19 protein-coding genes and 1 pseudogene are annotated in these 24,492 nt (G+C 65.3%); 9 read left to right on the forward strand and 11 right to left on the reverse strand.

Annotation, left to right across the window (positions count from 1 at the left end; translation table 11 throughout):
* The first annotated feature begins 135 nt into the window (after window positions 1-135).
* Entirely contained in the window at window positions 136-2,415 is a 2,280-nt protein-coding gene (locus ACXAJT_RS18695) for an NADP-dependent malic enzyme (RefSeq protein WP_475237562.1), read from the forward strand.
* Window positions 2,416-2,500: 85 nt separating this feature from the next.
* Here ACXAJT_RS18695 and ACXAJT_RS18700 read toward each other — a convergent pair whose 3' ends face one another.
* Window positions 2,501-3,466, reverse strand: coding sequence for a Hint domain-containing protein (locus tag ACXAJT_RS18700; RefSeq protein WP_475237563.1), 966 nt, complete (start codon window positions 3,464-3,466; stop codon window positions 2,501-2,503).
* Between the two features lie 435 nt (window positions 3,467-3,901).
* Here ACXAJT_RS18700 and prpE point away from each other — a divergent pair, with 435 nt between their 5' ends.
* Entirely contained in the window at window positions 3,902-5,800 is a 1,899-nt protein-coding gene (prpE, locus tag ACXAJT_RS18705; protein ID WP_475237564.1) for a propionate-CoA ligase PrpE, read from the forward strand.
* Window positions 5,801-5,891: 91 nt separating this feature from the next.
* Here prpE and ACXAJT_RS18710 read toward each other — a convergent pair.
* The 3 genes and pseudogenes from ACXAJT_RS18710 to ACXAJT_RS18720 form a co-directional block, all read right to left on the reverse strand.
* Window positions 5,892-6,245, reverse strand: a pseudogene (locus tag ACXAJT_RS18710) (DUF4396 domain-containing protein); the annotation flags it as partial.
* 15 nt (window positions 6,246-6,260) lie between these two features.
* A complete protein-coding gene (locus tag ACXAJT_RS18715; RefSeq protein ID WP_475237565.1) occupies window positions 6,261-6,530 on the reverse strand; it encodes a hypothetical protein in 270 nt (89 codons plus the stop codon).
* Window positions 6,531-6,652: 122 nt separating this feature from the next.
* Entirely contained in the window at window positions 6,653-7,687 is a 1,035-nt protein-coding gene (locus tag ACXAJT_RS18720; protein ID WP_475237566.1) for a GlxA family transcriptional regulator, read from the reverse strand.
* Between the two features lie 366 nt (window positions 7,688-8,053).
* Here ACXAJT_RS18720 and ACXAJT_RS18725 point away from each other — a divergent pair, with 366 nt between their 5' ends.
* The 7 genes from ACXAJT_RS18725 to ACXAJT_RS18755 all read left to right on the forward strand — a co-directional run bounded on the left by ACXAJT_RS18725 (window position 8,054) and on the right by ACXAJT_RS18755 (window position 16,784).
* Window positions 8,054-9,307 (forward strand): sarcosine oxidase subunit beta family protein, encoded by a 1,254-nt coding sequence (locus ACXAJT_RS18725; RefSeq protein ID WP_475237567.1) that lies wholly within the window; start codon window positions 8,054-8,056, stop codon window positions 9,305-9,307.
* A gap of 11 nt (window positions 9,308-9,318) precedes the next feature.
* Window positions 9,319-9,621: a sarcosine oxidase subunit delta gene (locus ACXAJT_RS18730; protein ID WP_475237568.1), complete on the forward strand. Its 303-nt coding sequence runs from the start codon at window positions 9,319-9,321 to the stop codon at window positions 9,619-9,621.
* Entirely contained in the window at window positions 9,618-12,608 is a 2,991-nt protein-coding gene (locus ACXAJT_RS18735) for a sarcosine oxidase subunit alpha (protein WP_475237569.1), read from the forward strand. The genes ACXAJT_RS18730 and ACXAJT_RS18735 overlap by 4 nt, the downstream gene beginning before the upstream one ends.
* Window positions 12,609-12,618: 10 nt before the next feature.
* Window positions 12,619-13,164: a sarcosine oxidase subunit gamma gene (locus tag ACXAJT_RS18740; RefSeq protein ID WP_475237570.1), complete on the forward strand. Its 546-nt coding sequence runs from the start codon at window positions 12,619-12,621 to the stop codon at window positions 13,162-13,164.
* 17 nt (window positions 13,165-13,181) lie between these two features.
* Window positions 13,182-14,456, forward strand: a complete 1,275-nt coding sequence (gene glyA, locus ACXAJT_RS18745; RefSeq protein ID WP_475237571.1) for a serine hydroxymethyltransferase — start codon at window positions 13,182-13,184, stop codon at window positions 14,454-14,456.
* A 20-nt stretch (window positions 14,457-14,476) separates the two neighbouring features.
* Entirely contained in the window at window positions 14,477-15,361 is an 885-nt protein-coding gene (gene purU / locus ACXAJT_RS18750) for a formyltetrahydrofolate deformylase (protein ID WP_475237572.1), read from the forward strand.
* Between the two features lie 166 nt (window positions 15,362-15,527).
* Window positions 15,528-16,784 (forward strand): NAD(P)/FAD-dependent oxidoreductase, encoded by a 1,257-nt coding sequence (locus ACXAJT_RS18755; RefSeq protein ID WP_475237573.1) that lies wholly within the window; start codon window positions 15,528-15,530, stop codon window positions 16,782-16,784.
* A gap of 73 nt (window positions 16,785-16,857) precedes the next feature.
* Here the strand turns inward: ACXAJT_RS18755 and ACXAJT_RS18760 are convergent, their stop codons facing one another.
* The 7 genes from ACXAJT_RS18760 to betI form a co-directional block, all read right to left on the reverse strand.
* On the reverse strand, window positions 16,858-17,634 hold the full coding sequence (locus ACXAJT_RS18760) for a MetQ/NlpA family ABC transporter substrate-binding protein (RefSeq protein ID WP_475237574.1): 777 nt from the start codon (window positions 17,632-17,634) through the stop codon (window positions 16,858-16,860).
* 36 nt (window positions 17,635-17,670) lie between these two features.
* Window positions 17,671-18,345 (reverse strand): methionine ABC transporter permease, encoded by a 675-nt coding sequence (locus ACXAJT_RS18765; RefSeq protein WP_066109917.1) that lies wholly within the window; start codon window positions 18,343-18,345, stop codon window positions 17,671-17,673.
* Window positions 18,335-19,396: a methionine ABC transporter ATP-binding protein gene (locus tag ACXAJT_RS18770; RefSeq protein WP_475237575.1), complete on the reverse strand. Its 1,062-nt coding sequence runs from the start codon at window positions 19,394-19,396 to the stop codon at window positions 18,335-18,337. The genes ACXAJT_RS18765 and ACXAJT_RS18770 overlap by 11 nt, the downstream gene beginning before the upstream one ends.
* Window positions 19,397-19,692: 296 nt before the next feature.
* Entirely contained in the window at window positions 19,693-20,544 is an 852-nt protein-coding gene (locus ACXAJT_RS18775) for a glycoside hydrolase family 25 protein (RefSeq protein ID WP_475237576.1), read from the reverse strand.
* A 134-nt stretch (window positions 20,545-20,678) separates the two neighbouring features.
* Entirely contained in the window at window positions 20,679-22,337 is a 1,659-nt protein-coding gene (gene betA / locus ACXAJT_RS18780; protein WP_475237577.1) for a choline dehydrogenase, read from the reverse strand.
* Window positions 22,338-22,348: 11 nt separating this feature from the next.
* Window positions 22,349-23,809, reverse strand: a complete 1,461-nt coding sequence (gene betB, locus ACXAJT_RS18785; RefSeq protein ID WP_475237578.1) for a betaine-aldehyde dehydrogenase — start codon at window positions 23,807-23,809, stop codon at window positions 22,349-22,351.
* Between the two features lie 2 nt (window positions 23,810-23,811).
* Window positions 23,812-24,489, reverse strand: a complete 678-nt coding sequence (gene betI, locus ACXAJT_RS18790; RefSeq protein ID WP_475237579.1) for a transcriptional regulator BetI — start codon at window positions 24,487-24,489, stop codon at window positions 23,812-23,814.
* Window positions 24,490-24,492: the final 3 nt, after the last annotated feature.

Genomic DNA, 24,492 nt, shown 5'->3' on the forward strand with positions numbered 1-24,492 from the left:
CACAACGCCGCCGGGGGGCTCATGCGCCCCGCGGCGTTTTTCGTTTACCGGATCATGAAATCCTGATACCCGGCCTCCGAGCCCTTATGGGCAGATTGTTCAACGTTGAACCATCTTCGTTGGGAGGCCTTCGACATGACCGATACCGCACAAGAGAGCCTGCGTCAGGCGGCGCTCTTCTACCATGAAAACCCCAAGCCCGGTAAGCTGGAGATCCGCGCGACCAAGCCATTGGCAAACGGTCGCGATCTCAGCCGTGCTTATTCGCCCGGCGTTGCCGAGGCCTGCCTCGAGATCAAGGCGGACCCCGTCAACGCCGCGCGCTACACCTCGCGCGGCAACCTCGTGGCGGTGGTGTCGAACGGCACCGCCGTGCTCGGCCTGGGCAATATCGGCCCGCTGGCGTCCAAACCGGTGATGGAGGGCAAGGCGGTCCTCTTCAAGAAATTCGCCAATATCGACTGTTTTGACATCGAACTGGATCAGCCCGATCCCGATAAGCTGGCCGAGATCGTTTGCGCGCTGGAGCCGACCTTCGGCGCGATCAACCTTGAGGACATCAAGGCCCCCGACTGTTTCATCGTCGAGAAAATCTGCCGCGAGCGGATGAACATTCCTGTCTTCCACGACGACCAGCACGGCACCGCGATCGTGGTGGGGGCCGCGGCGACCAACGCGTTGCATGTGGCGGGCAAGTCGTTCGAGGACATCAAGATCGTCTCGACCGGCGGCGGCGCTGCGGGCATTGCCTGTCTCAACATGCTGCTGAAGCTTGGTGTGAAGCGCGAGAACATCTGGCTGTGCGACATCCACGGTCTGGTCTACGAGGGCCGGGAAGAGGATATGAACCCGCACAAGGCGGCGTTTGCGCAGAAGAGCGACCTTCGGACGCTGGACGAGGTTATCGAAGGTGCGGATCTGTTCCTTGGCTTGTCGGGCCCGGGTGTTTTGAAGCCCGAGCATGTGAAGAAGATGTCCTCGCGGCCGATCATCTTTGCGCTGGCCAACCCGACGCCCGAGATCATGCCCGATCTGGCACGCGAAGTGGCCCCCGACGCGATCATCGCCACCGGCCGCAGCGACTTCCCCAATCAGGTGAACAACGTTCTGTGTTTCCCGTTCATCTTCCGCGGCGCGCTCGACGTCGGCGCGACCGAGATCAACGATGCCATGCAGGTGGCGTGTGTCGAGGGGATCGCGGCGCTGGCCCGCGCCACGACCTCTGCCGAGGCCGCCGCCGCCTACCACGGCGAGCAGCTGACCTTCGGTGCAGACTACCTCATCCCGAAGCCCTTCGACCCGCGTCTTTCGGGCGTCGTCTCCTCGGCGGTGGCCAAGGCGGCGATGGAAACCGGCGTGGCCGAACGCCCCGTCGAGGACCTGAAGGCTTACAAGGACAGCCTTAACGCCTCTGTGTTCAAGTCGGCGCTGCTGATGCGTCCGGTGTTCGAGGCCGCCGCCACGGCGGCGCGTAAGATCGTCTTTGCCGAGGGCGAGGACGAGCGCGTGCTGCGCGCGGCGCAGGCGATCCTCGAGGAAACCACCGAGACGCCGATCCTCATTGGCCGTCCCGAGGTTCTGGAGATGCGCTGCGAGCGGCTTGGCCTGACTGTGCGTCCGGGCAAGGACTTCCACGTGGTGAACCCCGAAAACGATCCGCGCTACCGCGACTATTGGGAAACCTATCACGGGATCATGGCGCGGCGCGGGGTGACGCCGGATCTGGCGCGGGCGGTGATGCGCACGAACCTGACCGCCATCGGCGCCGTCATGGTGCATCGCGGCGAGGCCGACAGCATGATCTGCGGCACCTTCGGCGAATACCGCTGGCACCTCAACTACGTCACGCAAGTGCTTGGCAGTGAACGGGCCAAACCGCATGGTGCCCTGTCGATGATGATCCTCGAGGATGGCCCGCTGTTCATCACCGATACGCAGAACTGGATCGAGCCGACGCCCGAGCAGATCGCGCTCACCGCGATCGGTGCGGCCCGGCACGTGCGGCGCTTCGGTCTCGAGCCGAAAGTGGCGCTGTGTTCGCGCTCGCAGTTCGGCAACCATGCCGACGGCTCCGGCCCGCGCATCCGCAAGGCGCTGGAGATCCTCGACAGCGCCCCGCGCGATTTCGTCTACGAGGGCGAGATGCATGTGGACTCGGCGCTCGACCCGGACCTGCGCGAGCGCCTGCTGCCCAACGGCCGCATGCAGGGCGCTGCCAACGTGCTGGTCTTTGCCGAGGCCGATGCCGCCTCGGGTGTGCGCAACATCCTCAAGGTGAAAGCCGGTGGTCTGGAAGTGGGGCCGATCCTGATGGGTATGGGCAACCGGGCGCACATTGTGACGCCCTCAATCACCTCGCGCGGGCTGCTGAACATGGCGGCCATCGCGGGCACCCCGGTGGCGCACTACGGCTAAGATCGCGGCCGCGGCGGGGGTGACCCTGCCGCGGTCGGTGCTTTGGCCTTGCCGGGGCCGTGCCTGAGCCCCGGCTGGCCGCTTCTCAGCCCGGCAGGTGTCGTGCCATCAGCCGAGCTTCGAAGGCGCGGAGGACCGGAGCGGCCACCTGGCCCGCCGCCAGAGCCTCCTGCAGTTCAAACTCACTGAACGCGGCGCGCGAGACGCCCTGCCGCGCGACCTGTCCGGGGTGCAGGCTCTCGGCGGCCATGCCGTTGGCGCGCAACACCGCGTGGCGGTCGCATAGAATGTGGTAGTAGGTGATCGTCTCGACGCTGTCGTCGATACGAATGCGGTTCCCGTCGGCCAGCCGAACGATGGGGGCAAGGCAGGAATTATCGCCGAAATACAATTCGTTGAGCGCAGATTTGACCAGAACTCTGTGCTGCTGCGACAGCCATGTGTCGTGGTAGGGGCGGTTGTGCCCGAAGCTGTGCGCGGCCACCCGCACCGGCCGCCATTTCCGGTAGGTGGCGCGCTGAGGAATGCGCAGTTGCAATCTGCCAATCCACTCTATTTTGCACGGGGTTCCCTCTATATCTCGCAAGCTCTCCCCGCGCTTCAGGTTCTCTATTCTTCGGTCCCCGAAGTTGGTGAGAATTCGTGTGCCCTCGGCGAAGCAAAGAGGGGTGAAGATCTGGTATGGTGAGCTGTCGATATCCACCACGACGGCGAGCGCGCCAGTGGGATCCGGTGGGCCGGACGGGTAGTGAAAATAGACTTGGTCGGCGGCTTCAAACACGACGAGATCGACCGATGCGCCAAGCGGCACGGTGAGGCCAGCCAGATTGACGCCGGGCTGTGCGGTGCCGCTGCCCACGTAAGTGATTGGTTCTCCGTTGAACAGTGCAGAGCCGTCGTCGGATGAGCCAAGAAGCCCATCATCGTCGATGAGCGTGCCGGTGACGCTGCTCTCGAAATCGCCAAGAACGATCGTCTGTTGTGACGAGAGTAATTGTGTGGTCAGCAGTCCGCCACTGTATGGCGTTGCCGTTATTTCCGTCGATGCCATGACCTTCACTCGATACTTATTTTAGCCACCCCGTCTTTAGTGGGCAATTTTCTATCTAGTGAGCAAATGTCACCATGGATAAATTATCACCTCACCCTTAATTTAAAGTTCCGACCAATTCAGCCTTGTGTAAACAGATTATTTATAATTTGGGTTGACGTTTTTGGAATTCAGGTGTCAATACTATCCGCTTGGATATATGATATGTCGCAAGACATTACCTTTTCATCTTGGTATGGTAGTTAGCTGTTTTGCAGAAAATGCGAAGTTTCGCAGGACTTATTTGCAGAGTTCGCAATTTGCAAACTTTAGCGTGGGATATTTCGCAAAATTCCGCAAAGCATTGCGATAATCTGTCTCTGTGCGCGGTAACAGGCTTGCCGCAGCGCGCCGCAGGGCCGTATCAGAATCGGCATCGACGTGAGGAGGAGCACGATGGGCTACAAGGACGTGTACGACAGCTGGATGCAGGATCCCGAAGGGTTCTGGATGCAGGCGGCCGAAGCAATCGACTGGGACAAGGCGCCCTCGAAAGCGCTCTTCGAGAGGGGCGAGGGTCTTTACGAGTGGTTCTCTGACGGGATGACCAACACCTGCTGGAACGCCGTCGACCGTCATGTCGAGAATGGCCGGGGCGAGCAGGTGGCGATCATCTGGGACAGCCCGATCACCCACACCAAGCGCGAGATCACCTATGTCGAGTTGCGCAACCGCGTTGCGACGCTGGCCGGCGCGCTGCGCGCCAAGGGGGTCGAGAAAGGTGACCGGGTGATCCTCTACATGCCGATGATCCCCGAAGCGCTGGAGGCGATGCTCGCCTGCGCCCGGCTTGGTGCGATCCATTCGGTGGTGTTCGGTGGCTTTGCGGCGCATGAACTCGCGGTGCGGATCGACGATGCCAAGCCCAAGTGCATCATCGCCGCCTCCTGCGGGCTCGAGCCGGGCCGCACGGTGCACTATAAGCCGCTGCTCGACGGCGCGATCGATCAAGCCAGCCACAAGCCCGACTTCTGCGTCATCTTCCAGCGTGAGCAGGAGGTGGCGACGCTGGTTGAGGGCCGCGATGTGAACTGGCACGGGTTCCAATACGGCGTGGAGCCCGCGGAATGCGTGCCGGTGGAGGGCAACCACCCGGCCTATATTCTCTACACCTCCGGCACCACTGGACAGCCCAAGGGCGTGGTGCGCCACACCGGCGGCCATCTGGTGGCGCTGAACTGGACGATGAAGAACATCTACAACGTCGAGCCCGGCGACCGCTTCTGGGCGGCCTCGGATGTGGGCTGGGTCGTCGGCCACAGTTACATCTGCTACGCGCCGCTCATTCACGGCAACACCACCATCGTCTTCGAAGGCAAACCCATCGGCACACCCGATGCGGGCACCTTCTGGCGAGTGATCTCCGAGCATAAGGTGAAAAGCTTTTTCACCGCGCCCACCGCGTTCCGTGCGGTGAAGCGCGAGGATCCCAAGGGCGAGTTCGTCAGGAAATACGACCTCAGCTGCCTGCAGGCCGTCTACCTCGCTGGCGAGCGTGCGGACCCGGATACCATCAAATGGGCGCAGGATCAGTTGCAGGTGCCGGTGATCGACCATTGGTGGCAGACCGAGACCGGCTTTGCCATCGCCGCCAACCCGTTGGGGATCGAAGAAATGCCGGTGAAACTGGGCTCTCCCTCGGTGCCGATGCCGGGCTACGACGTGCGTATCCTCGACGAGGGCGGGCACGAGGTGAAGGACGGTGAACTGGGGGCCATCGCCATCAAGCTGCCGCTGCCGCCGGGCACCCTGCCGACGTTGTGGAATGCCGAGGAGCGGTTCAAATCGGCCTATCTGACGCATTTCCCCGGCTACTACGAAACCGGTGACGCGGGGATGAAGGACGAGGACGGCTATCTCTACATCATGTCGCGCACCGATGACGTGATCAACGTTGCCGGCCACCGGCTCTCGACCGGCGCGATGGAAGAGGTTCTGTCGAGTCATCCCGATGTGGCCGAATGCGCGGTCATCGGCGTCAGCGATCCGCTCAAGGGGCAGCTTCCCATGGGGTTCCTGTGCCTCAACGCCGGATGCGACCGGCCGCATGACGAGGTGGTCAAGGAGGCGGTGAAGCTGGTGCGCGATCAGATCGGCCCGGTTGCGGCCTTCAAGCTCTGTGCCGTGGTCGACCGGCTGCCCAAGACCCGCTCGGGCAAAATCCTGCGGGCCACCATGGTCAAGATCGCCGACGGGGACGACTTCAAGACCCCGGCGACCATCGACGATCCGGCAATCCTTGGTGAGATCCGCGAAGCGGTGACACCACTGGGATACGCCAAGGAACCCGCCTGACGAGCCTTGCGCTCTCGGTGGGCGGCGCGTCCGGCTTGGGAGGGCCGGGCGCGTCGCGTTTTCAGAGATCCGGTTTTCGGTCAGCGGCGGGTCAGCCGTGGCTTGTCGCGTGCTCGTGCTGCGCGTGGCCAGCGCTATGGTCCGTCATGCGCGGGTCCATCATGCCTTCCTTCACGCCGAATTTCAGCAGCAGCAGGTTCACCGGGTAGGCGGCGAAGAGGCCGCAGCTTAGCGACACGATGATCGACGACCAGAAGATCACCTCGCCCATGCCGGCACCGCCCGCCAGCGTGAGATCGACGCCGATGGCGACAACCTCCATCACGGCGATCGACGGCGTTTCCGCGAGGAACGTGTCTTTCAGCGCGGCGGGCGCTGCCATGCCGTCCTGCACCAGCGGTCCGAAGGTCAGCAAGAAACCGATGACATAGGCGAAAGCGAAGGTGAGCGTGGCAGTGCCCTAGGTGCCAAGGCTCAGCAGCCCCACCGCCAGTGTCACGCCGATGATCTCGCCAAGGCCGCACCCCGAATAGCAATGCGCCACCGAGCGGAAGCCGCGCCGCCAAATACTGTCGCGGGTGATCTCCTTGCGCCCGCAGGTCCAGTAGACCGCAAGACCGACGGGGCCGGAATAGAGCACCGTCAGGATCCAGACGAGTTTCATCAGGCTCATCAGGTGGCTGTTGTTGCGGTTAAAGTCGCGGATCAGCAGGAACAGCGAGGGGATCATCAGCGCGGCTCAAAGCGCGAGACTCCAGGGCGACGAGAGAATATCGGTCAGCATGAGCGGCCTCCTTGCAAGGCCAACACGCTGCGCTGCGGCACGGTTCCTCGCGCGGGCCGGGCTGGCGGTCAGTCTGCGCCCGGCAAGAGCACGCCCACGGCCAGCTGATCGTCCGCCGCGCCGCTTTGTGCCTTGCGGTATTCGGCGGGGGTCACGCCGCGCTCGGCCTTCATGGTGCGCGACAGGTGCGGGCCGTCGCAAAAGCCGCAGGCAAGGGCGATCTCGGTGACCGAGGCTTCGGTGGTGCGCAGCCGGTTGAGCGCCCGCTCAAGACGCAGTTCGAGATAGGCGCGAAGCGGGGTCTGCCGCAGGTCTGCAAGAAAGCGCCGCTCCAGCGTGCGCCGCCCGACGCCCAGATCGCGCGCCAGATCGTCAATGGATTTGGGCATCTCGATATGCTGCTGCATCCGCAGGACGGCGCGTTTCACCAACTCGTCGCTGGCGCGGCGGGTCAGCGCCTGTCCGGGCTGCGCCTTCTCGCCGCTCATGGCGTCGTCGATCATCATGATGTTCAGGCTCTTGATCGCCGCCGACTGGCCGATGTGGCGCTGCACCAGAAACGCCGCCAGATGCGCCGCCCCGTGCCCGCCGGAGCAGGTGAGCCGGTCGCGGTCGACGACGAAGATCTGGTCCGAGACCGGGGTCTCCGCCTCGAACCGATCGATGAAGTCCTGATGGTGAAACCAGCTCACGCAGCAGCGGTAGCCGTCGAGCAGGTGCAACTGGTGCAGGATGAAAACCCCGGTGCACAGCCCGACAATCGGCACGTCCGCCGCCGCCTGTCGGCGTAGAAAGGCCATCTCGGCGGGGTTCAGCGCCGCCTCGTCGCTGATCAGCCCGCCAACCACCACAAGATAGTCATATGTCTCGGCGCTGCGCAGCCGCGTTTCGGGCTGCACCCTGACGCCGCAGCTGGAGCGGATGGGCTCGAGCGTGTCCGACAGGACGGTCCAGTCGCAGAGGATCGGCCGCGAATGGTCCCCTTCGTCGGCGGCGAGGCGCAGAACGTCGACGAAGTTGGCGAAGGCGGAAAGCGTGAAGCGGTCGGCAAGGAGGAATGCGACACGCAGGCGTTTCTGGGGGCGGCTCGGGGCAGGGGGCATGGCGGGATTCTTCATCGTTTGACGGAATCCTACAGCAGCGGACCGATTGGCGAAAGGGGCGCGCGGCACCGGCGCGTCAACTCGCGCGGCAAAACGGGGTGGAGGGCGGAGGTCGCACACCGATTTGGCGAGTCGGGTTTGGGTCGATGGCTCAACATTCATTGGGCGCAGGCGCGAAAAATAGCGCTGCGCTGGGGTGCCGAGGTGCCCTTGCGCGCGGCGGGCGCTCTGCCGCTCTGGCGTCCGTCTTCAGAAAAATGACACATGACGCGTCAGTTCATTTTCGCTGGCGCATTTCTCCACATGCGAGCCAGAGCGATCCACTAGCAATTTGCCCCAGATCACTCACTCCAGCGGGGGCAGCCCATGACTCGCTTCAACGCCTTCACCCTCCTCAAGAACGCCGTCACCGGCCACAAGGACTGGACCGAGCAATGGCCCGACAGCCAGCCGAAAGCCGAGTATGACGTGGTCATCGTCGGCGCGGGCGGTCATGGCCTCGGCGCGGCCTACTACCTTGCCACCCAGCACGGCATCACCAACATCGCGGTGATCGACAAAGGCTGGCTCGGCGGCGGCAATACGGGCCGGAACACCACGATCATCCGCTCGAACTACCTCTACGACGAGAGCGCGCGGCTGTTCGATCACTCGGTGGACCTGTGGCAGAACCTCAGCCAAGAGCTGAACTACAACGTCATGTATTCGAACCGCGGCGTACTGATGCTGGCGCACAACGTGCATGACGTGCAGAGCTTCAAGCGTCACGTCCACGCCAACCGTCTCAACGGCGTCGACAACCGCTGGCTCAGCCCGGAAGAGTGCAAGGAATACTGCCCGCCGATCAACATCTCCAAGGACGCGCGCTACCCGGTGATGGGCGGCGCTCTGCAAGAGCGCGCGGGCACCGCACGGCACGACGCGGTGGCTTGGGGCTATGCCCGCGGCGCAGCGGCGCGCGGCGTCGACATCATCCAGAACTGCGCGGTGACGGCAATCCGCCGCAATCCCGATGGCTCGGTCGCCGGGGTGGAAACGGCAAAGGGCTTCATCAAGGCCAAGAAGGTCGCCGTCTCGGCCTCGGGCCACAACACGCAAGTGATGGCCACCGCCGACGTGCGCCTGCCGCTGGAGAGCATGCCGCTGCAGGCGCTGGTGTCGGAGCCGGTCAAGCCGATCTTCCCCTGCGTGGTGATGTCGAACGCCGTGCACGCCTATTGCAGCCAGTCCGACAAGGGTGAACTGGTGATCGGCTCGGGCACCGACCAATACGTCAGCTACTCCCAGCGCGGCGGCCTGCCGCTGATCGAGCACACGGTCGCGGCCATCTCCGAGGTCTTCCCGATATTCAACCGCATGCGGATGCTGCGCAAATGGGCGGGCATCACCGACAACACGCCGGACCGCTCGCCGATCATCGGCAAGACCCCGGTGCAGAACCTCTACGTCAACTGCGGCTGGGGCACCGGCGGCTTCAAGGCCACGCCGGGCTCGGCCCACGTCTTTGCCTGGACCATCGCCAAGGACGAGCCGCACCCGATCAACGCCCCGTTCACGCTCGACCGGTTCCGCACCGGCCGGCTGATCGACGAAGCGGCAGCCGCCGCGGTTGCGCACTAAGGACGACGACCATGCTTTTGATCCATTGCCCCTATTGCGAAGAGACGCTGCCCGAGGTCGAGTTCACCTATGCCGGTGAAGCCCATATCGCGCGTCCGGAAAATCCCGCCGAGATGAGCGACGAGGACTGGCAGCAGTTCCTGTTCATGCGCGACAACGTCAAGGGCGACCACTTCGAGCGCTGGCGCCACATGCATGGCTGCGGCCGCTTCTTCAACGCCGTGCGCAACACCATCACCGACAAGTTCCTCATCACCTACAAGGCGGGCGCGCCCCGTCCCGATCTCGCCGCACTGAAGGAGGGCCAGAAATGAGCAGCTACCGCGTTTCCGGCAAAGGCCGGGTCAACAGCTCGCGCCCGGTGAACTTCACCTTCGACGGCAAGACCTATCAGGGCTTTGAGGGTGACACCGTCGCCTCGGCCCTGCTGGCAAACGGCGTGCATCTGATGGGCCGCTCGTTCAAGTATCACCGCCCGCGCGGGCCGGTGGCGGCGGGGTCCGAAGAGCCCAATGCCCTCATTGGCACCCGTCGCGGCCCGGGCCGCTTCGAGCCCAACACCCGCGCCACGGTGCAGGAGATCTGGGGCGGTCTGGAGACCACCTCGCAGAACAAGTTCCCGAGCCTGAAGTTCGACGTCGGCGCGGTGAACGACGGCGCCTATATGCTGTTCTCGGCAGGCTTTTACTACAAGACGTTCATGTGGCCGCGCAGCTTCTGGGACAAGGTCTATGAGCCGTTCATCCGCGCTGCCGCCGGTCTGGGTGTCAGCCCGACCGAGGAAGACCCCGACACCTACGCCTCGCGCAACCTGCATTGCGACGTGCTGATCGTCGGCGCCGGTCCCTCCGGCCTTGCGGCTGCGCGTGTCGCCGCAGAGGCGGGGCTGAAGGTGGTGCTGGTCGACGAGAACGCGGAAGTCGGCGGCACGCTGCTGTCCGAGCCGCAAGCGCAGATCGACGGCGCTGCCGGTTGGGATTGGATCGCCTCGGAACTGGCCGCGCTGAAAGCGGCGGGCGTCAAGGTTATGACCCGCACCACCGCCATCGGCTACTACCACGAGAACCTCATTGGTCTTTGCGAGCGTCTCACCGATCATCTCGCACAGCAGCCCGCCGATACCCCGCGCGAGCGGCTGTGGCGGGTGCGTTCCAAGCAGGTGGTGCTGGCGCAGGGCGCGCTGGAAAAGCCGCTGGTGTTCCACGGCAACGACCGTCCGGGCGTCATGCTGGCGGGCTCGGCGCAGACCTATCTCAACCGCTACGGCGTGCTGGTGGGGCAGCGCCCGGTGGTGCTGACCTCGCATGACAGCGCGTGGTATGCCGCCTTTGATCTCGCTGACGCAGGCGCGAAGGTGCAGGCCATTGCCGACACGCGAGACGGCGTCGACGAGGCGCTGCTGGCCGGCGCGCATGAGCGCGGCATCCCGGTCAAGCTCGGCCGCACCGCCACCGCCACCAAGGGCCGCTTGCGGGTCAGCTCGATCCGGCTCAACCCGGTTTCGGGCGGCAAGGTCGGCGCGGGCGAGGATATCTCGTGTGACGCGGTGCTGATGTCGGGCGGCTGGACCCCCTCGCTGCACCTTTTCTCGCACACCAAGGGCACCCTTGCGTGGGACGACGATCGCACCACCTTCCTGCCCGAGCGCACCCCCGAGGACTGCGTCATCGCCGGCGCGAGCCGCGGTCTCTGGGGCCTTGAGGCGGCGCTGAACGATGGTGCCGAGAAGGGTCGGGAGGTCATCGCGGCGCTCGGCAAGAGCGGCGACACCCGTACCTACGCAGTCGCGCAGGACCGCCCCGGCTCCGGCGTATCGCACAAGGAACTGCCGACCGATCAGAGCGCGGGCAAGGCCAAGGCCTTTGTCGACTACCAGAACGACGTGACCGCCAAGGACCTGCGCCTTGCGGTGCGCGAGGGCATGCGTTCGATCGAGCACGTCAAGCGCTACACCACCAACGGCATGGCCACCGATCAGGGCAAGATGTCCAACATCAACGGCCTGAACATCGCCTCGGATGCGCTTGGAAAGAAACAGCCTCAGGTCGGTCTGACCACCTTCCGTCCGCCCTATACGCCGACCAGCTTTGGTGCTTTCGCGGGCTATCACCGCGGGGCCCACTTCGAGGTGACGCGCAAGACCCAGATCGACCTCTGGGCCGAGGAGAATGGCGCGGTCTTCGAGCCGGTCGGCCAGTGGCGCCGGGCGTGGTACTTCCCGAAGGCGGGCGAGGACATGGACGCCGCCGTCGGGCGCGAATGCCGTGCCGTGCGCTCGAGCCTCGGCATGTTTGACGCCTCGACGCTGGGCAAGATCGAGGTCGTCGGCCCCGATGCGGTTGAATTCATGAACCGCATGTACACCAACCCGTGGACCAAACTCGCGCCGGGCCGCTGCCGCTATGGCCTGCTCTGCGGCGACGATGGCTTCATCCGCGACGACGGCGTCATCGGGCGCCTGAGCGACGACAAGTTCCACGTCACCACCACCACCGGCGGCGCGGCGCGGGTTCTGAACATGATGGAAGACTACCTGCAGACCGAGTGGCCCGATCTCAACGTCTGGCTGACCTCGACGACCGAGCAATGGTCCACCATCGCGCTCAACGGCCCGAACGCCGCCAAGCTGCTGGCACCGCTGGTCGAGGGCGTGGAACTGACCGACGAGGCGTTCCCGCACATGTCCTGCTTGGAGTGCTCCGTGGCAGGGATGCCCGCGCGCCTCTTCCGCGTCAGCTTCACCGGCGAGATCGGTTTCGAGGTCAATGTGCCCGCACCGATGGGCCGCAAGCTTTGGGAGGTGCTCTGGGAGGCAGGGCAGCAGTACGACATCTGCGCCTATGGCACGGAAACCATGCACGTTCTGCGCGCCGAGAAGGGCTACATCATCGTCGGCCAAGACACCGACGGCACGGTCACGCCCTATGACGCGGGCATGGGCTGGGCTGTGGGCAAGAAGAAGCCCGACTTCGTCGGCATGCGCGGCCTCGCGCGGCCCGATCTGGTGGCCAAGGACCGCAAGCAGCTGGTCGGTCTGCTGACCGAGGACAACAGCAAGCTCGAAGAGGGGGCGCAGATCGTCTTCGATCCCGAGCAGGCGATCCCGATGACCATGGTCGGTCATGTGACCTCGTCCTACCACTCCGACGCGGCGGGCCGCCCCATCGCGCTGGCGCTGGTGCAGGGCGGTCACGACCGCATGGGCGAGACGGTGCACATCCCGATGCCCGACCGCACGATCGCCGCCAAAATCACCTCGACGATCTTCGTCGATCCCGAAAACGCCCGCCTGAAGATCTGAGGAGGCCCTGATGAACGCTCCGCTTTCCGCCTTCCCGCCCGCCACACTGGCCGACACCTCGGCCGCCAAGGTGAGCTCGGTGCTGCCCAAGGTGCGCTTCTCGCTGCGCGCCCGCGGCGATCTGGCGCCACTCGAACAGGCCCTCGGGGTCGCGCTGCCGCGCAAGATCGGCGAGACCGTGAAGAGCGCCGTCGAGGTGGCCTGCCTCGGTCCCGACGAATGGCTGGTGCTGGCCTCCGAGGCCGCGCCGGTAGTGGATGCCTGCGCCGACGTCTATGCGAGCCTGCCGCACAGTCTGGTCGAGATCTCGGCCCGCGAGGTGACCTTCGTCATCGAAGGGCCGCGCGCCGCCGAACTGCTGACCATCGGCTGCGCCCGCGACATCGACGGAATTGCGGTGGGCTCCGCACGCCGCACGCTCTTTGACGGCGCCACCGTCACGCTCTGGCGCGACGCCGAGGACCGCTTCCGCATGGACGTCTGGAACAGCTTCGCTCCGCACCTGCTGCATCTGCTGCAGGTGGGCGCACGTGAACTTGCTGCCGAAACCCTCTGACCTGAAGGGATAATTCAATGTTCGACCGCCTGCCCAAAGGCGGCATCTCCGATGCCGTCATCGCGACCGCTGTGTCTGAAGAACTGGATCGGCAGCAAAGCCAGATCGAGCTCATCGCCTCGGAAAACATCGTCTCGGCCAGCGTCATGGCGGCGCAGGGCTCGGTGCTGACCAACAAATATGCCGAAGGTTATCCGGGCAAGCGCTACTACGGCGGCTGCGAGCATGTGGATACCGTCGAGCGGGTCGCGATCGACCGGCTCACGCAACTGTTCGGCGCGGGCTATGCCAACGTACAGCCGCATTCCGGCGCGCAGGCCAATCAGGCGGTCTTTCTCGCGCTGCTGCAGCCGGGCGACCGGATCATGGGCATGTCGCTGGCGCACGGCGGCCACCTGACCCATGGCTCGCCGGTGACCATGTCGGGCAAGTGGTTCGACGTGGTCTCCTATGAGGTCGATGCCGACAGCCATCTGATCGACATGGAAAAGGTGCGGGCAAAGGCGCTGGAAACCAAGCCCAAGCTGATCGTCGCCGGGGCGTCGGCCTATCCGCGCCAGATCGACTTCGAGGGCTTCCGCAAGATCGCCGACGAAGTGGGCGCCTACCTGATGGTCGACATGGCGCATTACGCCGGGCTCATCGCGGGCGGCAAATACCCCAACCCGGTGCCGCACGCGCATGTCGTCACCTCGACCACTCACAAGACCCTGCGCGGGCCGCGCGGCGGTGTCATCCTCACCAACGACGAGGCGCTGGCTAAGAAGCTGAACTCGGCGGTCTTCCCGGGCAATCAAGGTGGCCCGCTGATGCATGTGATCGCCGCCAAGGCGGTGGCCTTCGGCGAGGCGCTGCAGCCCGAGTTCGCCGATTACGCGGCGCAGGTGATCGAGAACGCCAAGGCGCTGGCCGACGTGCTGATGGTCGGCGGGCTTGGCATCGTCTCGGGCGGCACCGACAGCCACATGGTGCTGGTCGATCTGCAACCCAAGGGGGTGACCGGCAAGGTCGCCGAGATCGCGCTCGAACGCGCGGGGCTGACCTGCAACAAGAACGCCATCCCCAATGATCCGCAGAAACCCTTCGTCACCTCGGGCATTCGTCTGGGCACTTCGGCGGGCACGACGCGCGGCTTCCGCGAGGCGGAATTCGAGCTGATCGGCAGCCTGATCCTGCGGGTGATCGATGCGCTGTCGCACAGCCCCGAGGGCGACGCAGAGGTCGAAGAAAAGGTGCGCGCCGAAGTGCGGGCGCTCTGCGACGATTTCCCGATCTACTCTGCCGACCTCTGAGCCGAGACGAAAGTACGACCATGACCCAGATCCTCCTTACCGTTTCTTGCCCCGTGCGCACCGGCATCGTCGCGTCGATCTCGACTTATCTCGCCGAGCAGGGCTGCAACATCCACGACAGCGCGCAGTTCTCGGACCTCGCCAACGACCGTTTCTTCATGCGCCTCAGCTTCAATTCCGAAGACGGGCGCAGCCGCGAGGCGCTGACCGAGGGCTTCGCCGGGGTCGCGGAGAAGCTAGACATGGATTTCGCCTTCCATGATCCGGGCACGAAGGTGAAGGTCGCGATCATGGTCAGCCGCTTCGGGCACTGCCTGAACGATCTGCTCTACCGCTCGCGCATAGGGGCGCTGCCGATCGAGATCGTGGCGGTGATTTCCAACCATTTGGATTACCAGAAGGTCGTGGTGAACCACGACATTCCCTACTACTGCGTCAAGGTCACCAAGGAGAACAAGCCCGAGGCCGAGGCCGAGCAGATGCGCATCCTGCGCGAAAGCGGCGCGGAACTGGTGGTACTGGCGCGTTACATGCAGGTGCTGAGCGACCAGATGTGCACCGAGATGTCGGGCCGGATCATCAACATCCACCACTCGTTCCTGCCCAGCTTCAAGGGCGCCAACCCTTACAAGCAGGCCTATGAGCGCGGGGTGATGCTGATTGGCGCGACGGCGCATTACGTCACCGCCGATCTCGACGAGGGGCCGATCATCGAGCAGGACGTGATCCGCGTCACCCATGCGCAGAGCGCCTCGGATTACGTGTCGCTCGGGCGCGATGTGGAAAGTCAGGTGCTGGCACGGGCGATCCACGCGCATATTCATCGCCGGGTCTTTCTCAACGGCAACAAGACCATCGTCTTTCCGGCCAGCCCCGGCGAATACGCGTCCGAGCGCATGGGCTGACGCCTTGGCGAACTGCCTGAGGAACGGGCGTCAAGTTACGGCAGTGCAACAGGTTCGCGTGACCAGACTGCCGATTGGCGGCGGTGCCGCTCGACAGGGTTTCATCTCTCGCGCAGGCTGAGGGTGCGGCGGGCGCATTGCCCGCCGCAGCGCTCTGGAGCCCGCGATGACCTTTCAAACCCTCTGGGCCGCCACGGCCCCCGCCATGCCCGATCTGCCCGCGCTGAGCGAAAGCCGGCGCACGGACGTGCTGGTGATCGGCGGCGGGCTGCAGGGGCTTTCGACCGCGCTGCATCTGGCAGAAGCCGGGGCCGAGGTTACGCTGCTGGAGGCCGGGCAACCGGGCGACGGCGCGTCAGGACGCAACGGCGGTCAGGTGATCCCGGGGCTGAAGGATGACCCGGACACGCTCGACCGGATCTGGGGGTCGCAGGCGACGGAGTTCGCCGGAGCCACGGCAGATGTGCTCTTTGCGCTGGTCGACCGTCTGGGCATCGAGTGCGACGCGCAGCGGGCGGGCTGGATCCAAGCCGGCGACAAGCAGGTGCATCTTGCGGGGTTGCGCGAGCGCATGGCGCAGTGGCAGGCGCGCGGCGCCGCGGTCGATTGGCTGGACGCGGGGGCGATGCAACGGGCCACCGGCTCGGGCGCCTTCACCGGCGGCTGGATTGATCGCCGCGCCGGAAAAGTGCACCCGCTGAAGCTGGTACAAGGGCTGATCCACGCCGCGCAGGGGGCAGGTGCGCAGGTCTTTGCCAGTTCGCCGGTCGCCACGCTGGACCGCGTCGGACGCATGTGGCGCGCGCGGACACAAAGCGGGCCAGAGGTTTCGGCCGATCGCGTGGTCTTGGCCAGCAACGTCTATACGCCGCCGTCGCTCGACCGCAATCTGGCGCGCGCCACAGTGCCGGCAAACAGCTTTCAGATCGCCACCGCGCCGCTGAACGACGCGCAACTGTCCCGCATTTTGCCGGGCGGCGCGGTGTGTTCCGAGGTCCGACGCGTGGGCACCTATTTTCGCATCGGCCCGGAGAACCGGCTGATGATCGGCGGGCGCGGCAGTTTTGCCGACCCGCGACAGGCCAAGGATTTCGCCGAGCTCGAGCGGGAACTCGCGGCGCTGTTCGGGCCTGGGTTCAGCATTGCACATCGCTGGTTTGGTCGGGTGGGTATAACGCCCGATCACCGGGTACGGATCTGCGCGCCTGCGCCCGGGCTGCTGGCGGCCAGCGGGTTCAACGGGCGCGGCGTGGCGCTGTCGGTGGCACTCGGCAAGGCTTTTGCGGACCATCTGGCGCAGGCGACGCCGCTGCCCATTCCTCCGCTGCCAGAGATCCCGGCACTGCCGCTGCACGGGCTGCACCGGCTCTATGGCGGCATAGGCGTCCACTATTACCGGTTGCGCGACCGGCTCGATCGCTGAGCCTGGACCGGGCGCCCAAAAGGAAAAAGGCGGGCCTGAAAGCCCGCCTTTGCAATGCCATCCGGCGTGATGCTTACCAGGAGGTCAGCACGGTGCCGTGGTATTTCTCTTCGATGAACGCCTTGATCTCGGGGCTGTGGTAGGCGTCGATCAGCGGCTGAACCCAGGGCTGCTCTTCGTCACCCTGACGCACCACGATGATGTTCACATAGGGGTTGTCGGCGCTTTCCATGGCGATCGAATCCTCCTTGGGCGAGAGGCCCGAGGCGATCGCGTAGTTGGTGTTGATCAGCGCCGCGTCCAGATCGGCCAGCGAGCGCGGCAGCTGTGCGGCGTCAAGCTCCTGGAAGCGCATGTCCTTGGGGTTCTCGACCACGTCGAGCACCGTCGGCACGAGGCCGGTGCCCTCGGCCAGCTTGATCAGGCCAAGCTGCTGCAGCACCAGCAGCGCGCGGCCGCCGTTGGTGGGATCGTTGGGGATGCCCATGGTGCCGCCCTCGGGGAAGTCCTCAAGCGCGGTGATATCGTCCGAATAGACGCCCATCGGGGTGGTGATGGTGGTGGCGACCGGTGCCAGTTCAAAGCCGCGATCCTTCATCTGGTTGTCCAGATAGGGCTCGTGCTGGAACGAGTTGGCCTCAATGTCACCATCGGCCAGCGCCTGGTTCGGCACCACGTAGTCAGAGAACTCGACCACATCGATGTTCAGGCCCATGGGCTCGGCAACCTTGGCCACTTCTTCCATGATCTCTGCGTGCTCTCCGGGCGAGACACCAACCTTGATGTCTTCGGCGGTCGCGGTGCCGGCGATCAGCGCCAGAGCGGAGACGAGGGGGATCATACGCTTCATGGGATTTCTCCTTCCATCTGCGTTCTTATTATGGGCTCAGCGGCCGCGGTTGCGCGGCGCGCGCTTGTCAACCAGCCGGGCCAGCCCTTCACCGAGGGATTGCACAAGCTGGACCAGCACGATGAGGATGACCACCACCGCCAGCATGACCTCGGGCATGAAGCGCTGGTAGCCGTAGCGAATGCCGAGGTCCCCAAGGCCTTCGCCGCCGACGGCGCCGACCATGGCCGAATAGCCGATCAGGCTGACCAGCGCGAGCGTCAGGCCGAGCGTGATGCCGGGCAGCGCCTCGGGGATCAGCACCTTGCGGATGATTTGCAGCGGCGTGGCGCCCATGGCGCGCGCCGCTTCGATGAGGCCGCTGTCGACCTCGCGGATGGCGTTCTCGACCAGACGCGCGATGAAGGGCACGGCAGCGATGGTCAGTGGCACAATGGCGGCGCTGGTGCCGATCGAGGTGCCCGCAATCAGCCGGGTGAAGGGGATGATCGCCACCACGAGGATGATGAAGGGCACCGAGCGCGTCGCGTTGACGATAAGCCCAAGCACCTTGTTCACCCAAGGCGAGGACAGCAGCTCGCCGCGTTGCGACACGGCAAGGTAGACGCCGATAGGCAGGCCGAACAGCGTGCCGAGCGCGCCCGAGATGGCGACCATGTAAAGGGTCTGAAGCGTGGCTTCGATCAGCAGGTTGATCAGGTTAGCCGACATAGCCCAGCACCTCCGTAAGCAGCTCGTGACGGTCAAGATAGGCGCGGGCTTCGGCGCCGCGATCCGCGTCGACCGAGACCAGCAGGTTGCCGAAGGGGTGCGGGCCGATCTCTTCGATCGCGCCCGCGAGGATGTTGACCGGGATGCCCAGTTCCGACGTCAGCTTGGCCAGCATCGGATCGGTGGCGTGCTGCCCGGCAAAGGTGATGCGGATCACCTCTTGGCTTGGGCCCTGCGGGCGTTCGGCCTGCAGTTTGCCCGCAACAAAGCTCGGCAGGGTGATGCCGGTGATGCCCGAGAGGAACGAGCGGGTGGTCGCATGCTGCGGCGCGGCGAAGACCTCGTAGGTCGAACCGGACTCGACGATCTTGCCGCCGTCGATCACCGCCACGTGGCTGGCGATGTCGCGGACCACGGCCATCTCGTGGGTGATCAGCAGGATTGTCAGGCCGAGGTCGCGGTTGATATCCGCCAGCAGCTTCAACACGGTCTGCGTGGTCTCGGGGTCGAGCGCCGAGGTGGCCTCGTCCGAGAGCAACACCTTGGGCTGGGTGGCCAGCGCGCGGGCGATGCCGACGCGCTGCTTCTGCCCGCCCGACAGTTCCGCCGGGTAGCGGTTGCTGAATTTTTCAAGACCGACGCGACCGATGAGGTCGGTGACGCGGCGCTTGATCTCGGCACCGGGCACGCCTGCGATCTCCAGCGGAAGGGCGACGTTGTCGTAGACCGTGCGCGAGCTCAGCAGGTTGAAGTGCTGGAAGATCATCCCGACGTCGCGGCGGATGCGGCGCAGCTCTGCGGCACCGGCGCGACCGACGTCATGTCCGGCAACGCTGACCGTGCCGGCTGTGGGCTGCTCCAGCCCGTTGACCATGCGCAGCAGCGTCGACTTGCCGGCGCCGGAACGCCCGATGATCCCGGTGATTGTTCCGGGGGCGACGTCGAGGGTTACATCCTCGAGCGCCATGACTTGACCGGAGCCCTTCTTTTCGAAGGACTTTCCCAGCTTGTCGAAGGTGATCGCGGCACCTGATGTCTCTACGTCGGCCATCCGAGTCTCTTGTTTCCGTCCGGCCTCCTCCCGCGGCGCGATAGACCGGATATGCGCCGCGGACGCAAGCCCTGCCGGGCCGCGCTGGCGCAGGGGGACATGTGCGGCGGAGTGTACCACGCGGACGGAGCAGGAGGGTGTTCCGGCTTGTGACGGTCAGCGCCGGGACTGTTCGCCGCGCGGCGGCGCGGGCCGGAGGATGTTCTTTTGTTTTGGGGCGCGCGCTGACGCGCGGAACAAGGCGAAGTCGCCGGACGCGCGCTGCCTGTCCCGGCGCGCGCCCGGCTGCTGCGGCGCTAGCCTTGGCTGCGTGTCGCGAGCCAGCTGCGCCAGCTGGCCTCGCTTCCGGCAAAGGCGTTGAGATCGACTGGCCCGCGCACGCCGGGCACGAGACCGGTGCCGGTGTACTGCCAGAAGCTCCAGCGCTCGTCGGGGTAGCGCTCTGAAGGATGCGCGCTGACCGAGCGCAACCAGAACTCCGTGCCGCGCAGCGATCCGAGGTCATTGCGGGCGTAGAAATCGGGCGTCGTGTAGATCACCGGCGCGGTGCCATAGTGGCGCTCGACGATGCGAGAGAACTCGCGGATGCTGGCGCGCACCTCCGTCGCGGGCGGGCGGATGCGGCAGGTGGGCGAGAGGTGGTTCCACTCCATATCGAGGATTGGTGGCAGGTCGCCGCGTCGCTTGGGAACGTTGGCGATGAACCACGCCGCCTGCTCATGCGCGGGGCGACAGAAGTAGTAGAAATGATAGGCGCCAACGGGGACACCAGCGGCCCGCGCCCCGGCAGCGTTCTGCGCGAACGCCGGGTCGATGTGGTCGCCGCCCTCGGTGGCCTTGAGATAGCCGAAGCGGATGCCGGCGCCGCGCGCCTCGCGCCAGTCGATCACCCCTTGATAGCGTGCGGCATCAAGACCGTGCACCGGGTAGCGCGACGGGCTGATCGCGCCCCATGCGTGCGGCTTGGTGTCACCAAAGCGTCGGGGGATGCCGCTGGCGCGGTTCTCGCGAACGTAGAGGGCCTGCGTTTCGCTGGCGGAAAGGGTGGCGGTGCGTGGCGCCGAACTGCCGCAACCGCCAAGGGTTGCTGCGAGTGCGACAATCAGCGCGCCCGCCCGGACCCAGGGTCGGGGGCATGTCGTGATCATCTTCTTGTCCTGCTCTTGCCTGAGAAGAGCGTACCGCGAAAAGTGATTCACGCCATCATGTAGTTGTGCAACGTCGGGTCAGACCCAAGTGATGCGCCCGCGCCGCCGCTGAACAGGGGCGGCGCGGGACTGGTTCAGCGCTGCGAGGTCTGCCAGTCGGGATGGATCCACGGCTGTGCATTGTCGCGGGGCAGGGGCGGCTTGCCAAGGATATGGTCCGCCGCCTTTTCGCCGGTCATGATCGACGGCGCGTTGAGGTTGCCGTTGGTGATCTGCGGGAAGATCGAACTGTCGGCGACCCGCAGCCCGTCGACGCCGATCACCCGGCATTCGGGATCGACCACCGCCATCGGATCGCTCGCCGCGCCCATCCGGCAGGTGCCGCAGGGGTGATAGGCGCTCTCGGCGTGCTCGCGGATGAACTCGTCGAGCTGCGCATCGGTCTGCACCGCGTCGCCCGGCTGGATCTCGTGGCCGCGGTAGGGCGCAAACGCCTCTTGGCCAAAGATCTCGCGGGTGAGGCGGATGCAGGTGCGGAAGTCGGCCCAGTCATCTTCGTGCGACATATAGTTGAAGAAGATGCTCGGCGCGTCGTTCGGATCGGCGGATTTCAGTGTGACTGCGCCGCGCGACTTCGAGCGCATCGGCCCGACATGCGCCTGAAAGCCGTGCCCCTCCGCCGCCGCCTTGCCGTCGTAGCGCACGGCGATAGGCAGGAAGTGGTACTGGATGTCGGGGTATTCGACACCGGGTTTCGAGCGCACGAAAGCGGCGCTTTCGAACTGGTTCGAGGCGCCCGGCCCGCTGCGGGTGAACAGCCATTGCGCCCCGACCATCGCCTTGCCGAACAGGTTCCAGTGCTTGAACAGCGAGACCGGCTGGGTGGCTGCCTGCTGGATGTAAAGCTCGAGGTGGTCCTGCAGGTTCTGGCCGACACCGGCGCGGTCGGCAACCACCTCGATGCCGTGCTCTTGCAGATGCTCGGCCGGGCCGATGCCCGAGAGCATCAGCATCTTCGGCGAGTTGATCGAACTGGCAGAGAGGATCACCTCGGCCTCTGCCTTGATCACCTCGATCTTGCCCTTGCGCTCCAGCTCGACCCCGGTGGCGCGGCCGTCCTCGATCACCACCTTGCGGGCCAGCCCGCGCACCAGCTCGACGTTGCCGGTGGCCATGGCGGGCTTGAGGTAGGCCTTGTAGGCCGACCAGCGCTCGCCTTTGTAGACGGTGGCGTCAAACGGGCCGAAGCCTTCCTGCTTTTCGCCGTTATAGTCGTCGGTGGCCTCATAGCCCGCCTGCACCCCGGCCTCGACAAAGGCGCGGGTGAGGGGGTTGTCGCGCTTGCCGCGCGAGACATGCAGCGGGCCGTCCTTGCCGCGCCAGTCGGGATCGCCGCCGTGACCGCCGTCGTGCCACGTCTCCATGCGCTTGTAGTAGGGCAGCACGTCGGCATAGGCCCAGCCCTGCGCGCCCATCTCTTCCCATGTGTCGAAATCGCACGCGTGACCGCGCACGTAGACCATGCCGTTGATCGACGACGACCCGCCCAGCACCTTGCCGCGCGGGGTCGCCAGACGGCGCCCGCCAAGATGCGGCTCGGGCTCGGATTCATAGCCCCAGTCGTAGCGCTTCATGTTCATCGGGTAGGACAGCGCGCCGGGCATCTGGATGAAGGGCCCGGCATCGGTGCCGCCATGCTCGATGACGATGACCTTCCGGCCCGCTTCCGCGAGCCGGTAGGCGATGGCGCAGCCTGCAGAGCCTGCGCCGACGATGACGAATTCCGCTTGCATGGCGGACCTCCTCAGAACGGGGCCTCGGTCGGCGCCATGCCGACGTAGACCGATTTCAGCTGGCTGTAGTGATCGATGGCGGCCTTGGAGTTCTCGCGGCCCACGCCCGACATCTTGGAGCCGCCGAAAGGCGCCTCGACCGGCGTCAGGTTGTAGGCGTTGATGTAGCAGGTGCCCGCCTCGAAGCCAGCCGCGACGCGGTGCGCGCGGGTGAGGTCATTGGTGAAGACGCCGGCGGCGAGGCCGAACTGCGTGTCGTTGGCGCGGGTCAGCGCTTCTTCTTCGGTCGCGAACTTCAGCACCGACATGACCGGGCCGAAGATTTCCTCGCGGGCGATGGTCATCTCGTCGGTGACATCGGCAAAGAGGGTTGGCTCGATATAGAAACCCGCGCCGTCGATGAGCTTGCCGCCTTTCACCAGACGCGCACCTTCTTCGACGCCCTTCTTGATGTAGCCCTCGACGATCTCGCGCTGACGGGCGGAAACCATCGGGCCGATGGTGGTGGCCTCGTCCATCGGATCGCCGATCAGCGCGTTCTCCATGCGCTCTGCGACGCGGGAGACGAATGCCTCATAGAGCCCGTCCTGCACGAAGACGCGGGTGCCGTTGGAGCAGATTTGGCCGGTTGAGTAGAAATTGCCGTTGATCGCGGCCGACACGGCGCTTTCCAGATCGGCATCGTCAAAGACCACGATGGGGGATTTGCCGCCCAGTTCCATGGTCACATGGCGGATGCCGTCGGCGGCGGCGGCATAGACCTTGCGCCCCGTCGGCACCGAGCCGGTGAGCGAGACCTTGTCAGTGCGCGGATCGGTGACCAGCGCGGCGCCGACTTGGCCATAGCCCTGCACCACGTTGAAGAGGCCCGCGGGCGCGCCCGCCTCGATCAGCAGTTCGGCCAGCTTCAGCGCGGTGAGCGGGGTCATTTCCGAGGGTTTGAAAACCATCGCGTTGCCGCAGGCCAGCGCCGGGGCGGCCTTCCAGCTGGCGATCTGGATCGGGTAGTTCCACGCGCCAATGCCCACGCAGACCCCCAGCGGCTCGCGGCGCGTGTAAACGAAATCGCCGCCCGCGACCGGGATGTGTTCGCCGGTCAGCGTGCCGGCAAGGCCGCCGAAATACTCCAGTGCCTCGGCGCCCGAGGCGGCATCGGCGACCAGCGTTTCCGACATCGGCTTGCCGGTGTCATGGGTCTCGATCTCGGACAGCGCGCGGTTGTGCTCGCGCAGAAGGTCGGCAGCCTTGCGCAACACGCGGCCACGCTCGGTGCCAGACAGAGCGCCCCATTCCTTCTGCGCGGCTTCGGCGCTGGCCAGCGCCTGATCGATGATTGCCGGGGTTGCGGCATGCAGGGTGGCGATAACCTCGCCGGTGTGCGGATAGATCACCTCGATCTTCTCGCCTGCGGTGTCTTCGACGTAGCGGCCGTTGATGAAGTGGCTGCCGGCGGGTTGATAGGATGTGGTCATGTTTACTCCTGAGGTCCTGCAAGGGGGGCCATGGGGTCCGGGTCGGCCTCCGCCATGGAGATGTCGTCGTTTTCGTGGACTTCGGTGCATTCGGCGGCGATCGCCCGCAGCACGTGGTTGGCGCCTTCCGAGCCATCGACGTCGCCGAGGGCTTCTTCGGGCGTGCGCAGCATCTTGGTGTCCAGCGCGTAGCGCAGGTAAAGACCGTCGATCAGACCGCCGATCCGGCGTGCCACGTCCGGGGCGCGTTCGCGAATCTTCGGGCGCAGCGCATAGACGAGGTTGCTGTGCAGACGGCGCTGGTAGAGATGCAGCAGCCGCCGCGCCTCTTCCGAGCGCAGCGCGAGCGCATAGAAATTGACCCATGCCGAGATCGCCTCGCGGCGGAAGCTGCCCATGCCGAAACTGGCCTGCACGATGGCGTCCATGCGGGCGTCGGGGGTCTTTGCTCCGGCCAGCGCCTGCGTCACATCTGCCTTATATTCTGCGAGGATAGAGCGCATCGCGGCCAGGAACAGCGTGTCCTTGTCATGGAAGTAGTGGAACGCCAGCCCGGGCGAGACACCGGCGCTTTTGGCGATCTGACTGGTGGTGACGTTCAGGGTGCCCGACGCGCCGATCTCGCGGATCGTCGCGGCGATCAGGTCCTTGCGCCGTTCTTCCTCTGACTTGCGTGCCATTTC

This window comes from Salipiger sp. ABF4_146, from assembly GCF_056161345.1.

Coding starts and splice junctions, on each gene's coding strand:
- ACXAJT_RS18695 (WP_475237562.1), top strand. CDS start 136: ATGACCGATACCGCACAAGAGAGCCTGCGTCAGGCGGCGCTCTTCTAC.
- ACXAJT_RS18700 (WP_475237563.1), bottom strand. CDS start 3,466: ATGGCATCGACGGAAATAACGGCAACGCCATACAGTGGCGGACTGCTG.
- prpE (WP_475237564.1), top strand. CDS start 3,902: ATGGGCTACAAGGACGTGTACGACAGCTGGATGCAGGATCCCGAAGGG.
- ACXAJT_RS18715 (WP_475237565.1), bottom strand. CDS start 6,530: ATGATCCCCTCGCTGTTCCTGCTGATCCGCGACTTTAACCGCAACAAC.
- ACXAJT_RS18720 (WP_475237566.1), bottom strand. CDS start 7,687: ATGCCCCCTGCCCCGAGCCGCCCCCAGAAACGCCTGCGTGTCGCATTC.
- ACXAJT_RS18725 (WP_475237567.1), top strand. CDS start 8,054: ATGACTCGCTTCAACGCCTTCACCCTCCTCAAGAACGCCGTCACCGGC.
- ACXAJT_RS18730 (WP_475237568.1), top strand. CDS start 9,319: ATGCTTTTGATCCATTGCCCCTATTGCGAAGAGACGCTGCCCGAGGTC.
- ACXAJT_RS18735 (WP_475237569.1), top strand. CDS start 9,618: ATGAGCAGCTACCGCGTTTCCGGCAAAGGCCGGGTCAACAGCTCGCGC.
- ACXAJT_RS18740 (WP_475237570.1), top strand. CDS start 12,619: ATGAACGCTCCGCTTTCCGCCTTCCCGCCCGCCACACTGGCCGACACC.
- glyA (WP_475237571.1), top strand. CDS start 13,182: ATGTTCGACCGCCTGCCCAAAGGCGGCATCTCCGATGCCGTCATCGCG.
- purU (WP_475237572.1), top strand. CDS start 14,477: ATGACCCAGATCCTCCTTACCGTTTCTTGCCCCGTGCGCACCGGCATC.
- ACXAJT_RS18755 (WP_475237573.1), top strand. CDS start 15,528: ATGACCTTTCAAACCCTCTGGGCCGCCACGGCCCCCGCCATGCCCGAT.
- ACXAJT_RS18760 (WP_475237574.1), bottom strand. CDS start 17,634: ATGAAGCGTATGATCCCCCTCGTCTCCGCTCTGGCGCTGATCGCCGGC.
- ACXAJT_RS18765 (WP_066109917.1), bottom strand. CDS start 18,345: ATGTCGGCTAACCTGATCAACCTGCTGATCGAAGCCACGCTTCAGACC.
- ACXAJT_RS18770 (WP_475237575.1), bottom strand. CDS start 19,396: ATGGCCGACGTAGAGACATCAGGTGCCGCGATCACCTTCGACAAGCTG.
- ACXAJT_RS18775 (WP_475237576.1), bottom strand. CDS start 20,544: ATGATCACGACATGCCCCCGACCCTGGGTCCGGGCGGGCGCGCTGATT.
- betA (WP_475237577.1), bottom strand. CDS start 22,337: ATGCAAGCGGAATTCGTCATCGTCGGCGCAGGCTCTGCAGGCTGCGCC.
- betB (WP_475237578.1), bottom strand. CDS start 23,809: ATGACCACATCCTATCAACCCGCCGGCAGCCACTTCATCAACGGCCGC.
- betI (WP_475237579.1), bottom strand. CDS start 24,489: ATGGCACGCAAGTCAGAGGAAGAACGGCGCAAGGACCTGATCGCCGCG.